The following is a 14,172-nucleotide window of genomic DNA, read 5'->3' on the forward strand; positions in this document are numbered from 1 at the left end:
GTTACTCAAGTTATCGTGCAGTGCAACCGGAATTTCCTGCGATGTGGCGCTGATCAGGCCTGTGTTCGGTACACGGTAAATTTGTTGGTCTTGGCCAGCACCTGATGCTGACCGAATGTTTTGTCCAGCGCATCCGGGTAGGGCAGAAAACGGTTGGCAACCATTACCAGGCTACCCTTGGGCTGCAGGTGTTGTCGCACATCACGGATCAGGGCATGGGTGATGCCATAATCGGTTTTGATCCCGGTATGAAACGGCGGGTTGGTGAAAATGCCGTTAAATTTGCCGCTCACCTGGGCCAGGCCGTTGGAGGCAATGACCGTCGCTTCAAGATCATTGGCGGCGAGGCTTTGCTTGGCACAATACAGTGCCAGCGCACTGACATCACACAGCATGAGCGTTGCCTGGGGCTGACGCAGACCCAGATAGCAGGCGATCACACCGTTGCCGCAGGCAAAATCAAGCAGCGTGCCTTTGGGGACCTGACGGGTTTCAGTCAACAGCAGTGCAGTGGCCGGATCCAGTTCGCCGTGACTGAACACGCCGGGCAAAGAGCACACGGTAACAGGGATGTCATTAATGATATGCGTGGTTCGTTGCAGATGTTCATCTAGCTCAAAGGGGGATTGCCCGTCGTTGCGCACGCCGATAAACAGCGAACAGTGTCGGGCGGAGTCAACCTTGTTGACCACATCGCAGTGGTCGTCGAGCAACTTGGCGGCCGATTTGATACCGCCTTTGTTTTCACCCACGATCCACAGTTGTCCCCCTGGCTTTACCACCGATGCCAGATTGGCCAGCAACATACGCGCATGGGCTTTGGCTTTTGGCAGGTACATCACTGCGCCGTCAAATGGGGTGTCAGTGGTGTAAGCTGCGGTAAAGGTATGCCGCTCGGCAGGGTGTGTGGCGATACAGCGTTGGTATTCATCGTAGTATTGATGAAAACCCCACAAATCGTCATTGGGCAAAATGCTGAACAGATCCCCATCCACCGGATTGGCAATCAGCCAACGACCCTTGGCGAACGCATCATCATTGCGCAGTAGAACCTGGGTTTGTGGTGCACTCATCAGTGGCTACGCTCGAACATTAAATCCCATACCCCGTGACCCAGGCGATGCCCCCGCTGCTCGAATTTGGTCAATGGTCGACGTTCCGGGCGTGGCACGTAGTCATTGGTGGCCGACAGGTTGGTATAACCGGGCGCCTGCTGCATCACTTCAAGCATGTGCTGTGCGTAATTCTCCCAATCGGTGGCCATGTGAAAGACACCACCAATGGCAAGTTTGTGACGCAAGCTTTCAACAAAGTCGGGTTGGACGATGCGACGTTTGTGATGGCGTTTCTTGTGCCAGGGGTCGGGAAAAAACAGCTGTACACGGCTCAGGCTGGCATCACCGATGCAATCACGCAGAATTTCCACGCCGTCGTGACAGTAGACCTTGAGGTTGGTCAGACCCGCCTCCAGCGCGTCATTGATACAGGTGCCGACACCGGGCCGATGCACCTCGATGCCAACAAAGTCTTTATCGGGTTCGTTGCTGGCCATTTCCACCAGGGATTTGCCCATACCAAAACCGATTTCGAGCACCAGTGGTGCCTGTCGACCGAAAACCTGTTGCTGATCCAGTAACCCGTCTTGGGGGTTCAGCCCCATGCTTGCCCAGCCTTCTTCGATAGCACGTGCCTGCGCTTTGGTTAACCGGCCTTCACGTTTCACAAAACTCTGGATTTTGCGCACATAAACACCCGCTTCGGCGGCTTCTTCAGGCGTTTTGAACTGGCTCATGGGAGGTTCCTGTCACTCGGGTTGATAAAACGCTGCGCATTATGCAAGCAGACGTGGTGATTGCAAGCAAAAACACGACTAAGCATAGATCAAAGCAATGCCTTCAGCATAGGCTGTCCAACAGCTGTGCAACCGCTTCAGGTTGTTCCAGCGGTAGCATGTGTCCGCTATTGACCAGACGATGGACCTGCCAGTTGCATTGACCATCGAAGGCCTGTTGCACAGTGTCGGCGGGTACAAGGGTATCCTGCTCGCCAACGATCGCCTGTGCCGGGCAGTCCAGTCCTCGCAACGGGAGGGTCATATCCTCTCTGGGCGTTGTGGCCTGAATATGCCCTTTGAGCACTTGGGGGCCCAGGTCATTGCTCATGGTTTGCACGTAGTCACACCAGGTTTGCTGGTTGGCTGGCGCAACAAACTGTCGGGCACGTTTCAAGGTCATGCCCTGGTAGCGCTTGTGGGCGATGGCATCGAGGATTTGTCGGCGCTGCTGCAATTCGCTGTCATCCAGTCCTTTCGGGCTGTAACCCAATAAGGTAAGGCCGGCGATATCGACAGGATGTTGACTGGCGTATTGTGCAGCCACATAGCCACCCATCGAAAAACCGACCAGGTGCACAGGGCCTGGCGCACTTTGCACCCTGTCATCGGTGAGCATGAGCATGTGTTCGAGACTGTCCGCCCATTGCAACGGGACATAGCTGTAGGGGGTTTGTAGTTGTCGCCACAACGGCAGCCAGACACGCTCGTCGCACAGGGTTCCGGGCAGGAATATCAGGAGGGGGTTTTCAGGCATCAAAAGTGATCATTTTGCTGAGCTTTACGGTATGATCCCATCAATGTCGTTAAAACTCCAATGTTCCGTGTCAGCAGCCCAACCGTTCTCCTTCGCCACCACTGTATTAGCCTGGTTTGATCAACATGGCCGTACCACGTTGCCGTGGCAACAACAGAAGTCACCCTACCGGGTGTGGGTATCGGAGATCATGCTGCAGCAGACGCAGGTTGCCACGGTGATTGGCTATTTTGAGCGTTTTATGCACCGTTTCCCGGATGTCATCACATTGGCTGATGCACCGCAAGATGAAGTATTACACTTGTGGACCGGACTGGGCTATTACGCCCGGGCGCGAAATCTGCACAAAGCCGCGCAACAGATACGCGATCAGCACGACGGTCAGTTTCCCCAGTCATTGGACGATGTCATGGCGTTGCCGGGCATTGGTCGCTCCACGGCAGGGGCGATATTGTCCATTGCATGCGGACAATCCCACAGTATTCTGGACGGCAATGTTAAGCGTGTATTGAGTCGCTATCGGGCCATCGAGGGCTGGCCGGGCAAAACCGACGTCAGCCAGGCGTTGTGGTCACTGGCCGATGAGCTGACACCGACTCAGCGCACCGGGGATTATACCCAGGCGATGATGGATCTCGGCGCCACAGTGTGTACCCGCAGTAAACCCCGTTGTGATGCCTGCCCGTTGCAATCCGACTGTCTGGCCTATGCCCAGGGACGTCAGGTGGATTTTCCCGGCAAAAAGCCCAAGAAGACGTTACCGGTAAAACGCACTACGATGTTACTGCCACTGTGGCAACAGCAGGTGCTGATGTACCAACGACCGCCACAAGGGCTGTGGGGCGGATTGTGGTCCTTGCTGGAAGTCGAGGATGAAAACGCGATTCGGGCAGCCATGTCCCCCTGGGGCATAAAACGGTATGATGTGAAGGCGCTGCCCTCATTCCGGCATACATTCAGTCACTTTCACCTGGATATCCAGCCGCTGTGCTTGCATTTGGCGGATGTGCCTCAACATAGTGTGCAGGAGCCCCGTCACCTGTGGTACGACATTGCACAACCGCCCAAAGTGGGGCTTGCAGCACCGACGAAAAAACTGATCGACAGTCTCAAGGGGCTGTTTTAACCACCGAATAGAGCAGGAATCAGGATGAGCAGAACCGTATTTTGCCAACGTTTACAAAAAGACGCCGATGGATTGGATTTCCAATTGTATCCCGGCGAACTGGGTAAACGGATCTTCGACAATATCAGCAAAGAAGCCTGGGCCGAGTGGCAGAAAAAGCAGACCATGCTGATCAATGAGCACAAACTCAACATGATGGAACCCACGGCCAGAACGTTTTTGGAACAGCAAATGGTGGGCTACCTGTTCGAAGGTAAAGAACCGGATATTGAAGGTTACGTACCCCCAAGTCAGTAGTCGTGGGCGTTAAATTGTCCACAATCGATGGCTTTTTGCGCAAACGTGCGGCCAAGGGCGAAAATTCCTAAAAAATCGGTTGACTTGGGCATGCGAAATCCGTTTAATACGCACCCACGGCGCGGCCAAGAGATACACGGTCGCCATACCGAGATTGCCCAGATAGCTCAGTCGGTAGAGCAGCGGATTGAAAATCCGCGTGTCGGTGGTTCGATTCCGCCTCTGGGCACCATTATTAAACGAGAAAGCCCCAGCAGAAATGCTGGGGCTTTTTCGTTTGTAAGATGCCAAGGGCATCTTACGGGCTTCGCCCAGTTCGATTGCTCGCCACATCCCTGTGGCTCGTCACTTCGTGACCATGCTTCGCATGTCCAAAAATGTTCCAGACATTTTTGTCCGCCTCTGGGCACCGCCGAGCTGGGGGCCTTTCATCAGGGGTAAGAGACGCCCGGAAATGGCGAGGGCACGCAGTCATTTCAGTCTCGCACGCCCGGCCAGAGGACGGCCGGGCTGGGAGCGTTACCAGGGATGGGGTATCCGTTCGGCTCTTTCACGGGCTTCGCCCAGTTCGATGGCTCGCCACATCCCTGTGGCGCGTATTCTAATGGACTGTTTGGTGGTTAAGAGAACTGTGCCACCAGGGATGATTGCTGATCGACCTGTTCGCGCAGGCTTTGATTGAGGGTTTGCGACGTTTTGCCGTGTTCCCCGCTGGTGTCGGACAACTCTTTGACCAAGTTAACGTTTTTCGCCACCTGTTCGGCAACCACCGATTGCTCTTCGATCGATGCGGCGATGGTACGGTTCAGATCGGCCATTACGGTGACCTGCTCCTGAATGACGCTCAAACTCTCACCACTGTCGGTGGCACTGGAAACACTTTTCTTGGACAACTCTACCCCTTGTTCCATCGCTGTCTGTGCACGCTCGGAGGCTTGTTTGAGGGTATCGATACGTTTGGTGATTTCCTCGGTAGATTGTTGGGTGCGGGCTGCCAAAGAACGCACCTCGTCGGCGACCACCGCAAAGCCACGCCCCTGTTCGCCGGCGCGGGCCGCTTCAATGGCGGCGTTTAGCGCCAGCAAGTTGGTCTGTTCGGCAATGGCGTTGATTTCATCGAGAATGTTTTGGATCAGGGCATTGCCCTCCACCAATGTGGCGAGTTCTTTGGCGGCACTTTGCAATTGACCATCCAGATGATTGATGTCCCTCAGTGCTGAGTCCACCGACTGTTTGCCTGACACGGTGTGTTGTTCGAGTTTGTCTGATGCTTCGGCCGCCTGGTTGACGGTGTCGGCCAACTCCTGAATGGTGGAAGAGAACTGATCCATGGCTGTGGCGATTTGGCTGACTTCTCCGGATTGTTGCTCCAGCAGCGATGCTACTGTCTGGCCGCTGTCCGAGGTTGCCTGGGCATTGGCATTGACGTGCTTGGTGGCATCATTGACCCGTCCCACCACGGCCTTGAGTTTGGCCTGCTGCATGTCGATGGCCAAATCGATGTAGCCCAGCGCATCGCAGTGACCGGAATACAGATAGGTCATCAGTGGGTTGCCATAGATCTTTTTGGCTTTTTCCACCACCTTCAGATAACGGTTGCGCCATTGGAAAAACGCACCGGCCAGAATACTGGTGGCAACAAAAGAAAAGGCATTGGCCCAATTGATGCCATGAAACAACGCATCCAGCAGCTCGACGCCTGCCAGCACCACCAGCCCCGCCATCACAAAAGAGGTGACATTGAATGTCGAACGGCTGCAATGGCTTTTTTCGCCGTTGTTCAGCTTGCGGTATTCGGTGGTCGCCCGTTCAACCACGTCAGGGCGAGGTTTGGTTCTGACCGATTGGTATTCGTAGATTTCGCCTTTGTTGTTTCTGATCGGGGTAACAAACGCATTGACCCAATAATAGTCGCCGTTTTTACAGCGGTTTTTTACCGGCCCCATCCATGATTCACCGGATTTCAGCGTGCGCCACATGTTTTCAAAGGCGGCTTTTGGCATGTCTTTATGCCTGACCAGATTGTGCGGTTTGCCACGCATCTCATCCAGGGTAAAACCGGCAATCTCACAGAACTTATCGTTGGAGTAGGTAATGTGGCTTTTCAGATCGGTGGTGGACAACAGTATGTCGTGTTCGGAATAAGTGACTTCGTTTCCGGTACTCATGGTGCGTTTAACCTTATTCTAATTATGGTTATTAACAGACTATTGTTTACATGAAATTTACACCTTTGCAAATGATTGCAAGTTAAGTAAGTTGGCACTCACTAATTATTTTTCCTCAGTTTAAAGGCGTTAGGTCACGTGTGAAAAGACTTGCAGCGGGATCGAAGCAGGCAACGTTGGCGGGTTATACTTTAGGCTAAAAATTAACCTGAAATCGTGTTGGGTAAAATAAATGGGCAAACATTGGCCGATGCTAAAGCTGCCTTCACATCCGCCAAAAAACGTCCGGAGAGGTGGGGTTTTTGTGAAAGTACCTGCTTCAGGCTTGGTAGGCGGCACCAAATGTGCCCCTGTTACAAGGCTGGTTAGCTGACGGCGTCGGTGTGCAATGGAGTTTTATTGTGCCAGCGTGTTGTTACCTGTATATCGCCTGGTATGCCTTGAAGGGATGTAAACCGGCCCCGACCAGCGATGCTTGATCTTTTTATCTTAAACGATTAAGTTTCGTTCAATGAAGATGGAGAAACGACCCATGAGTAATCCCTTACATCCGGTTATTTGCTTTGGTGAAGCACTGATCGATTTCCTAAACAGTGGCCATCACCAATCCGACGGATTGATGATCCAGCATTTTCAGCAGTTCCCCGGCGGCGCGCCAGCCAATGTTGCGGTAGCCATCGCCAAACTGGGAGGGAATGCCCGTTTTATCGGTCAGGTTGGCAGCGACATGTTTGGTGATTTTCTGCTCGATTGTTTGCGTCAATACGGTGTCGATACATCCGGCAGTTTGCAACATCCCACGGCACCTACCGCGTTGGCATTTGTGGCCCTGGATGAGCACGGGGAACGCAGCTTCTCGTTCTACCGCGATCGCAGCGCAGATGTGTTGCTGACCAGCGAGCAAATTGACGATCACTTACTCCGTGATGGGCGGATTTTTCATTTGTGCAGCAACACACTGACTACCCCACAAATTTGCGTCACCACTGAGGGATTGCTGCAAAGGGCGGCTGAGGCTGGTTTGTTGGTCAGCATGGACGTCAATCTACGCCACAATTTATGGCCCGCCGGGCAGGCGGAAATTGCTGTGGTCAATGCCGTGGTTGCGCAGGCCCAGGTGCTGAAATTTTCCCGTGAAGAGTACGACTATTTATACCATGGCGACGAGCAGTACATTGCACAGTTATTGGCTGAGCAGGCGCGATTGATTGTGATCACGGACGATGGTCGACCGATCACTTTTTATACCCGCAACGGGCAAGGAACGATTGAGGCACCGAAGGTTGATGTGGTTGATACTACCTGTGGCGGAGACGCGTTCTCAGGAGGACTGTTATGGCAACTGAGCCGGTTGGACGATCCGATAGCGGTATTGGCTGATCCGCAACAGGTTGAAAAAATCATTGCGTTCGCTGCCCGTTGTGGCGCCCATACGGTCACACGCCCCGGCGCATTTCCGGCCTTGCCTGTGGCTGCTGATGTGTGTGATTGAGTTCTAGAAGGGTGCGTTGTTCAAGGTTCAGGCCTTCGAGCTGATCGCCGTGGTATTGGTTAAACAAGGCATCAAATTCGCCACTAGTGACCAGCTGTTGCAAGCCCTGTAACAGGCTTTCGGCCAGTTCTTTTTGGGTAGGATGGGTGAAAAAGTAATAGTTGTTGGGATACGACAGCAACAGTGATGATTCAATCACCAGTGATGTTCCTTGTAATTGCTGCATCTCTTGCTTCACTGCCAACGCAGAGCGGGGAAAGTAATCGGCCAGACCATCCCGCAACGCTTTGATCATACCAGGGTAATCCAGTTGGCCGTCGATGCTCAGTCCATTGCGCTTCAGGACTTCAAAATCGGACCAACCTTCACTTTGAACACACAGCTTTTGTGCCAATGCCTGGAGATTTTTGACCCGCGCAAAATCTGCCTGTCGGTCACTACGGATGATAAACACCCGTTTACCGTGCAGGCCTTTATATAAAGGGATGGGAATGGCGTTTAATCCGAGCTCGGTGCCTTTGCTGGCGGACAGCCAGTTGAGGTTGATGACCTGGTTGTGCTGCAAAAAATAATTGGCTCTGGCGGCATTCATGGTTTCTTCAGAATAACGCACCTTGATGGTGTCATTGCCAGAGGCTGCCAATGCCCGTTGCAGCAATGTTTGCAGGTAGCGGTTTTCCTGCGTGTACGGGTTGCTTGAGCGCGGCAGTACAATGTCACCGTTAAACGTTGTTACTGCACTACAAAAGGGTGTGACGACGAGGCCAGCCAACACCGTTAGCGCACAGGCTATCTTGCACCTGAACAAGCTGATATCCCCTTACCGTGACGCCGTGGGTTATTTCCGCTGTTCCAATTCGGATTTACCCTTAACAGCACTGGTTAAAACCTATAGTCTAGACCCTTATCGGCCGATATCGGCCCCAGGACGCAAAAATAATCATAAACGCGTTGGTCATGTACCAACAGCTTAACAGACTCCTTGGAACCAACAACTATGCAACAGCAGTCGATACGACGGAAGTTTATTTTTGTGGTGGGTGGAACCATCGCGATCCTCCTGTTCATTGCCGCCGCAATGGTGGTCAGTCATACCGCCAGCATAACCGAAGATGCGGTCAGCGACGAAGTGAGTAGCCTGGTGCAGCGAGAGGCTATCAAAGTTGAACAGTTTTTCTACCGCTACGGCGGTATGGCCCGCACGTTTCTTGAGGCACCCCATTTCCAGGACTTTTTTATGCGCCACGATCAGCGTGGGCAACGCAGTGCCGGTATGGATCAAATCACCGAAACGTTTGAGCGTATCAGTGGTGCTGATCCAAACATAAAATCGGCCTTCTTCGCATCAGCTCGAACCGGTGAATATTTTTACGAAGCCGGTAATGTCGGCGTCGACAGTGACGGTGAACATGCCGGAGACCCGGCCCATGGGTATTTTGCCGATAAACGTCCATGGTTTCAGACTGCCATTGAGCAGCCCGGATTTTATGTCAGCCCGCCGGCAGTGGATTCACAGGACGGCACGGTGTCTGCGGTGGTGCAGTCGCCAATCAAGGTCAATGGTCGACTGATCGGCGTTGGCGGTGTCGATATTCTGATCAGCACGATCGGTGAGGTGTTGCAGGACATCCGTTATCGTCAACAGGGTACCGCGTTTCTGCTCGATGAGGCGCAGAACATCGTATACTTCCCTAAGCAGGAAAAGTCCCTCGAGCTAAGCCAGGCCATCAGCACCTTTGACAAGGTGTTTGACGATACCGAAGGATTTTCCGCTCTGGCCAGCGCGATCAGAACGCAGCAAGGCGGCATGTTGGAAGTTCAATGGCGCGGAGAAGCGTATTATGCGGTTTGGCAGCATGCCAAGCTGGACGACCCGCGCATGGACTGGTCATTGGGTATTCTGATCCCGGCATCGCTGGTGGCGGAACCCATTAATACCGCGATGGCAACCACCATGTTGGGGTCACTGCTGTTTATCGGCATCATCACCTGGGTCACCTACGTAGCGGCGAGTAAAATCACCCGTCCGTTGAAGCGCCTGCAGGATGCACTGACCGACATCGCCAGCGGTGATGGCGATCTGACCCGTCGCATTGATATTGATACCAACGATGAAGTCGGTCGGCTGGCGACCCAGTTTAATCGCTTTACTGACAAGTTGCGGGTCCTGTTGCAGGAGACGGCCAGCAATACCAAAGCGGTGGCAGATGCGGCCCGTCAGTTACGGGAAGTGTCTTACAGCACTAACAAGGAAATTCAGCAGGAGAAGACCCAGGTCGAAACCGTGACCGCGGCGGTAACAGAAATGGCCACGACGGTCATGGAAGTATCACAAAATGCGGCGACGGCCAGTCGGGCCGCGGATGAAGCTGAGCAGGAAACCGGTACCGGAACCGCGTTGGCACAACAAGCCATGGATGAGATTGGTGGCCTGGCTGCGTCGATTCAGGAAGCGGTCAAGGTGGTCAGCGGCCTGGGTAAAGAGTCTGACAACATTGGTGCAGTGGTCGATGTGATCAACAGCATCGCCGAACAGACCAATCTGCTGGCGTTGAATGCAGCCATTGAGGCTGCCCGGGCCGGTGAACAAGGCCGTGGATTTGCCGTGGTTGCCGACGAGGTTCGTTCGCTGGCCAGTCGCACCCAAGAGTCGACCGATGATATCCGCAAGATGGTAGAACGTCTGCAGGACATGGCGCAGCGCACCGACACGGTGATGCAAGCGGGCAATGCTCAGACCGAAAAAGGGGTTGAGAACGCGCAGCGGGTAGTGGCCTCGATTGAACGGATCAATGCATCAATCGGAACGGTACAGGAGCAGAATCGCAGTATTGCGGTAGCAACGGAACAGCAAACCGTGGTGGCTGAGAGCATCAATCAATCGTTGGTAGCAATCACGGATTTGAGTGATGTGACCGCAACCCATGCCGAAGAATTGGCCCGTGAAGCCGACCGACTCAGTGCGGTGGCCAATGATCTGCAGGCGGTTGTCGGGCAATTTAAAGTGTGATCCGAACGCGGTGTGCTGCGTTAAAACTGTACGGTTAAACCATTGTACGGAGTACACCGCCATGAACCTGATCATTGAAGCCCTTGAAGGTGGCAATTACCTCGCCAGTATCGTTGACGGTGCCCGTCAGTACTGCATTTACGATCAACATAACCAACCTAAGTGTTATTCGAGCATTAACAGCATCAAGCAGGATTTGTCCCTGGAGCGCTTTGAGCATGTGTATTTGCAGCATCGAGTCACCCAGGATGAGATGATTGGCCAGCCCCAGGTCGATAATCGTTTCAGCATGGAGATTGAGTGGCATTGAGTACATTGTCTGACCAATTCAGCGCACGCCAACACTGGCGAGGTGTGCTGGGTGTTTTTGTGATGGCTATTCTGCTCGGCGCAGTGTGTGTCGCGTTGGGCATGGCAGTAACCGGCGGGAAAATTGCGCTGACCGAGATGGCGATGATTGCTGTGGGTCTGTTTGGTTTGCAATGGCTGGGGGTGTTGCATGCAGCGCTCACCGGTGCAGGAGAACGCTATTTTGATGCCGTGGGTGCAGCCAGTTTCCTCGCTGTTGTGTGGAGCGTTTACGCTTTAGCTGCCGATGATGGCGTGTTGCCGTTGCTGGTTACCCTGTTGGTCACCTTGTGGGCAGCGCGTCTGGGCAGTTTCCTGCTTAACCGTATTCTGCGTGACGGCCACGATCGCCGGTTTGACCAACTGCGTGATGACCCGGTGCGTTTTACACTGGCCTGGACCGTACAGGCCGTTTGGGTTTGGCTTACGCTATTGTGTGTGTTTGCCATCATCACCACGCCAGCGGCACAGGTCTCGCTGTGGACAGCCGTCGGCAGCGGGCTTTGGCTATTGGGTTTTTGCATTGAAACCGTTGCGGATGCACAGAAGCGACAGTTTCGACGCCATTCCCCCGACCGGTTTATTCACACCGGGTTATGGGCGTTGTGTCGCCACCCTAATTACGCAGGCGAGATCCTGCTGTGGTGCGGTATCGCCCTGATCAGTGTGCCGATGTTGTCTGGCCTGCAATGGGTGGCGCTGATTTCACCCGTTTGGGTGTACGTGTTGCTGACCCGCATCAGTGGTATTCCACTGCTGGACGAAGATAATCAGCGTCGCTTTGGCGATGACCCTGCGTACCAGTCCTACCGCCGTAAAACACCGGCACTGTGTCCTCGCCTGGGTCAATAACTGACTAAGTGTTCAAGAAATTGTGCTGTTTTACGATACAGTGGTCAGGTTTCTGGTCTTAACACAGCACCTTGAATACACAAACCGGGTTCCAATGACATTTGGTTGAACATCAACTAGTTTTATTGACAAGACGATCGCCTGATAGCCATCAGCGACACATCGTTTGTGTGCCAGTCAACATGGATGCTGCTGTTAACGTTTAATCCACTGCTAATAGGTTGTATGCCATGGTGTCAGCTTCCATGTCGATAAAAATGAAATTTTCGCTGGCGTTGTTTATCGCCGTTATCCTTGCCACGGTGTTGGTGGGGACATTAAGTCAGTGGCAAGCCAGAGCATTGGTGATTGAGCGTGTTGAAACCATTCAGTTACCCAATGTGTTGCAGCGTATTCGCAATCAGATCGACAAAGAAATTTCGGTGCTTGATGAGGCCGCCCGCCAACTGGTGTCTAACCCGTTTATCGAGAACTGGATGCGTTCTGGCCATCCCAAGCAGGATGAAGCCACGGTCATCGCGCAACTGCAACGGGTGCAAAAGCAATACAACCTTACCAACGCCTCTGTGGTAAATCGTCAGACTGCACACTACTGGAACCAGGATGGCTTTTTGCGCGTGCTTAACGATGATCAGGTGGACGGTTGGTTCTACGCCTACCGGGCTAGTGGCATGGCGAGTTCCAAGAGTTTGTATACCCAGGACGGGGACTCCAAGTTGTTCGTCAACTACCAGGATTTAAACGGTGTTGTGGCATCGGGGATCGCCCGCACCATTTCCGACTTTCAGCAGATGCTCAACCGCAACACCATTGCCGAGACCGGTTTCGTATTCCTGGTCGACAGTAGCGGCATGGTTAAACTGCATAAAAACAGTCGTCTGATTGAACAGACCAACCTGAACAGCTTGTACGGTCAATCGGCCGGCCAGCTGCTGCGCAAACAACCGTTTTCCATGACCCAGGCCGACATTGACGGTGACAAGGTGTACCTGGCCAGCAGCTACATTGAAAGTGCTGACTGGTATGTGGTCGCCCAGGTGCCTGAAGCAGAGTTGTTCAGTGAGTTGAATGCGGCATTGATCAGCATGGTATTGCAAATCCTGGTGATAGGCCTGGCCTGTGGAGCGATTGCATTGTGGCTGGCCAAGCGTTTAACCCAACCGGTTGCCGAATTGGCGCAAACCTTTGAGCGGTTGGGAGCGCAGGAAGCGAACCTGGATGTACGTCTGCAGGCGCAGAATTCGGCCGAATTGCAGGCCCTGCAAAATGGCTTCAATGGTTTTATTGAAAAAATTAAAAACACCATTGATGCTATTGCCAACACCAGTGGTGAACTGAAGCAGGTGTCGGAAACCGTACTCAGGCAGGCGGATTCTGCCTTTGAGCTGGGCAAGACCCAGTCTCAGCATACCCAGGATGTGTCCCAGTCAATCGATCAATTGAATGCCTCTGTGCAGGATATTGCCGACAATGCCACCGATGCATCTCGTACCGCGGAAGTGTTACAACAGGTCAGTGGTGAAGGCCGCAGTGTGGCGGAAACCGCCAGCCGGGCGATCCATGAACTGACCCAGCAGAATCAGGCGGTAGCCACGTCAATCGAGCAACTGGTTAAACACACGGAATCGATTGAAAACGTTCTGAACATCATCAAGAGTATTTCAGAGCAGACCAACCTGCTGGCACTCAACGCCGCCATCGAAGCTGCCCGTGCCGGTGAGCAGGGGCGGGGGTTTGCAGTGGTCGCTGATGAAGTGCGTTCGTTAGCTCAGCGTACACACGATTCTACCGATGAAATAGGCAGTACGATTCAGCGTTTGCAGGAAGAGGTCAGTAAAGCCGTTAACCTGATTCAGCTCAGTCAGCAGAAGTCCTCGGAAGGCAACCAAGCGGTGGAACAAAATGCTGAAACCCTGGCAGACATCGAACGACAAATTCAGGATGTGCTGGACAAAAATCGCCATGTGGCAGCCACCACCCAGCAACAGGCGAAAGCGGCCGATGAGGTGGCACATAATCTGGTCCTTATTCGCCAGGAGATTGATGCCTTTTTATCGTCCTCCGATCAAGTGGCCCAATCCAATGCAACCCTTCAGGATTTGGCCAACACCCTGGATCGACTGGTGAAACAATACCGTTAGTATTGACTGATTGGTCAAGAAATTTCCTTAATCCTGTCGTTTGCGTTTATACTATGTCTTCAGGGGCGCTGTTCAGCGCCCCTATTGCCATCCCGACATGGCGATTGTTCATTTTTGCACCCGTGTGAGTCGTTTTTGATGCCTCACGAC

12 protein-coding genes and 1 tRNA gene are annotated in these 14,172 nt (G+C 53.3%); 8 read left to right on the forward strand and 5 right to left on the reverse strand.

All coding sequences use genetic code 11. The annotated features are described in order from the left end of the window. Positions 1 to 53: 53 nt before the first annotated feature. From rsmC to LJ739_RS15505, 3 genes are all read right to left on the reverse strand, one after another. The gene (gene rsmC / locus LJ739_RS15495; RefSeq protein WP_229161992.1) at positions 54 to 1,073 is read right to left on the reverse strand and encodes a 16S rRNA (guanine(1207)-N(2))-methyltransferase RsmC; all 1,020 of its coding nucleotides are present in this window, start codon (positions 1,071 to 1,073) and stop codon (positions 54 to 56) included. Continuing rightward, positions 1,073 to 1,792, reverse strand: coding sequence for a tRNA (guanosine(46)-N7)-methyltransferase TrmB (trmB, locus tag LJ739_RS15500; protein WP_229161993.1), 720 nt, complete (start codon positions 1,790 to 1,792; stop codon positions 1,073 to 1,075). The genes rsmC and trmB overlap by 1 nt, the downstream gene beginning before the upstream one ends. 103 nt (positions 1,793 to 1,895) lie before the next feature. Then, complete coding sequence (locus LJ739_RS15505; RefSeq protein ID WP_229161994.1) at positions 1,896 to 2,588, reverse strand: alpha/beta fold hydrolase; 693 nt, start codon at positions 2,586 to 2,588, stop codon at positions 1,896 to 1,898. Positions 2,589 to 2,631: 43 nt separating this feature from the next. On the opposite strand from LJ739_RS15505, the gene mutY reads away from it, so the two are divergent. The 3 genes from mutY (at position 2,632) to LJ739_RS15520 (ending at position 4,243) form a co-directional block, all read left to right on the forward strand. Next, positions 2,632 to 3,714: an A/G-specific adenine glycosylase gene (gene mutY, locus LJ739_RS15510; RefSeq protein ID WP_229161995.1), complete on the forward strand. Its 1,083-nt coding sequence runs from the start codon at positions 2,632 to 2,634 to the stop codon at positions 3,712 to 3,714. 24 nt (positions 3,715 to 3,738) lie between these two features. Then, positions 3,739 to 4,011 carry an oxidative damage protection protein gene (locus LJ739_RS15515; protein ID WP_229161997.1) on the forward strand — a complete coding sequence of 91 codons (273 nt, stop codon included), beginning with the start codon at positions 3,739 to 3,741 and terminating at the stop codon, positions 4,009 to 4,011. Between the two features lie 156 nt (positions 4,012 to 4,167). Further along, positions 4,168 to 4,243: transfer RNA gene (locus LJ739_RS15520), tRNA-Phe, on the forward strand. A gap of 388 nt (positions 4,244 to 4,631) precedes the next feature. On the opposite strand, the gene LJ739_RS15525 is transcribed toward LJ739_RS15520, so the two are convergent. Then, complete coding sequence (locus LJ739_RS15525) at positions 4,632 to 6,179, reverse strand: methyl-accepting chemotaxis protein (protein WP_229161999.1); 1,548 nt, start codon at positions 6,177 to 6,179, stop codon at positions 4,632 to 4,634. Positions 6,180 to 6,711: 532 nt separating this feature from the next. On the opposite strand from LJ739_RS15525, the gene LJ739_RS15535 reads away from it, so the two are divergent. Continuing rightward, positions 6,712 to 7,671, forward strand: a complete 960-nt coding sequence (locus LJ739_RS15535; RefSeq protein WP_229162001.1) for a carbohydrate kinase family protein — start codon at positions 6,712 to 6,714, stop codon at positions 7,669 to 7,671. Here LJ739_RS15535 and LJ739_RS15540 read toward each other — a convergent pair. Then, positions 7,616 to 8,479, reverse strand: coding sequence for a type 2 periplasmic-binding domain-containing protein (locus tag LJ739_RS15540; protein ID WP_229162003.1), 864 nt, complete (start codon positions 8,477 to 8,479; stop codon positions 7,616 to 7,618). The genes LJ739_RS15535 and LJ739_RS15540 overlap by 56 nt on opposite strands. A 189-nt stretch (positions 8,480 to 8,668) precedes the next feature. Between LJ739_RS15540 and LJ739_RS15545 the strand changes: the two genes are divergently transcribed. The 4 genes from LJ739_RS15545 (at position 8,669) to LJ739_RS15560 (ending at position 14,022) form a co-directional block, all read left to right on the forward strand. Beyond that, on the forward strand, positions 8,669 to 10,681 hold the full coding sequence (locus LJ739_RS15545) for a methyl-accepting chemotaxis protein (RefSeq protein ID WP_229162004.1): 2,013 nt from the start codon (positions 8,669 to 8,671) through the stop codon (positions 10,679 to 10,681). A gap of 61 nt (positions 10,682 to 10,742) precedes the next feature. After that, a complete protein-coding gene (locus LJ739_RS15550) occupies positions 10,743 to 10,991 on the forward strand; it encodes a DUF6482 family protein (protein ID WP_229162005.1) in 249 nt (82 codons plus the stop codon). Then, the gene (locus tag LJ739_RS15555; RefSeq protein ID WP_229162006.1) at positions 10,982 to 11,881 is read left to right on the forward strand and encodes a DUF1295 domain-containing protein; all 900 of its coding nucleotides are present in this window, start codon (positions 10,982 to 10,984) and stop codon (positions 11,879 to 11,881) included. Before LJ739_RS15550 ends, LJ739_RS15555 begins: the two co-directional genes overlap by 10 nt. A 245-nt stretch (positions 11,882 to 12,126) precedes the next feature. Continuing rightward, complete coding sequence (locus tag LJ739_RS15560) at positions 12,127 to 14,022, forward strand: methyl-accepting chemotaxis protein (protein WP_229162007.1); 1,896 nt, start codon at positions 12,127 to 12,129, stop codon at positions 14,020 to 14,022. Positions 14,023 to 14,172: the final 150 nt, after the last annotated feature.

It is taken from the genome of Fluctibacter halophilus, from assembly GCF_020687825.1.
Taxonomy (GTDB): Bacteria; Pseudomonadota; Gammaproteobacteria; order Enterobacterales; family Alteromonadaceae; genus Fluctibacter; species Fluctibacter halophilus.